Annotated in this window: 2 protein-coding genes; both read left to right on the top strand. The window is 77.3% G+C overall.

Features of this window, described 5'->3' with window-relative positions; translation table 11 throughout:
* The coding region (locus AC2CJA_RS26805) for a hypothetical protein (RefSeq protein WP_484605227.1) at positions 1-203 on the top strand (203 nt) is incomplete at its 5' end.
* A gap of 50 nt (positions 204-253) precedes the next feature.
* Positions 254-1096: DUF5914 domain-containing protein (locus AC2CJA_RS26800; RefSeq protein ID WP_484605228.1), on the top strand; the 843-nt coding region annotated here is incomplete at its 3' end.

Raw genomic sequence — 1096 nt, 5'->3', positions numbered from 1 at the left:
GGGCCGCCGTGGCGCTGGGCGGGCTGGCCGGCGTCGCCGCCTCGCGCGCCCGCGGCGCCCTGACCGGTGACCTGCCGCGGGTGCCCGGCCACTCGTGGGAAGGCGCGGAGGGGGACCCCGTGGAAAGGGCGCCCGCGGAGACCCCCAAGGAGACCCCGCGGACCCGCCGGCGGGGCGCGCAGCGAGGAGGAGTGCTGTCTTGACCAAGCGCCGTGTCGGGGGTTCGACCGGTTGGCGCAGCCCCCTGCGTCTGATGTCCGGCCCCGGCTGGAGCCGCCAGGAGCCCACGTGGCGGGCGGCCCGTCCGCAGATCATCGCCGACGCCCTGAAGCGGGCCTCGGCCCGCCCCTCGGGCAACTGGTACGTGGTGGCCGCCAGTCGTGAGATCCGCCGCGGCCGCCCCTTCGGCAGGACGGTCGCCGGGGTGGAGCTGGTGCTCTGGCGCGCGGAGTCCGGGCGCCCGGTGGCCGGTCCGGGCGCCTGCCCGCACCTGGGCGCGCCCCTGTGCGACAGCGTGGTGGAGTCCGGGCGGCTGATCTGCCACTGGCACGGCCTGGGCCTGACCGAGCGGGGCATGCCCGGCTGGGAGCCCTATCCCGTGTACGACGACGGTGTGCTGGTGTGGGTACGGCTGGACGCGGTGGGCGGCGAGGAGCCTCTGGAGCGGCCCTGCCTGCCCCGGCGCCCGGATCCGGCCGTCTCGGTGGACGCGGTGACGACCCTGGTGGGCGTCTGCGAGCCGGAGGACGTCATCGCCAACCGGCTCGACCCCTGGCACGGGGCGTGGTTTCACCCGTACGCCTTCACCCGGCTGACGGTGGTGGAGGAGCCCGACCCGGCCGTCAACGGCGACCGCTTCCTGGTGGACGTGGCCTACCGCGTCGGCCCGCGGGCGGGTGTGCCGGTGCGGGCCGCGTTCAGCGCGCCGGAGCCGCGCACGCTGGTGATGCACATCGTCGGCGGCGAGGGCGAGACGTCGGCGGTGGAGACCCACGCCACGCCGCTCACCGCCCCGGGGGACCCGAACCCGCGCACCGCCGTGACCGAGGCCGTCCTGGCCACCTCCGGCCGGCCGGGCTTCGCCGTGGCGCGGGTC

The organism is Streptomyces sp. ATLC9, from assembly GCF_057196705.1.
This window is presented reverse-complemented; position numbering and strand designations above follow the sequence as displayed.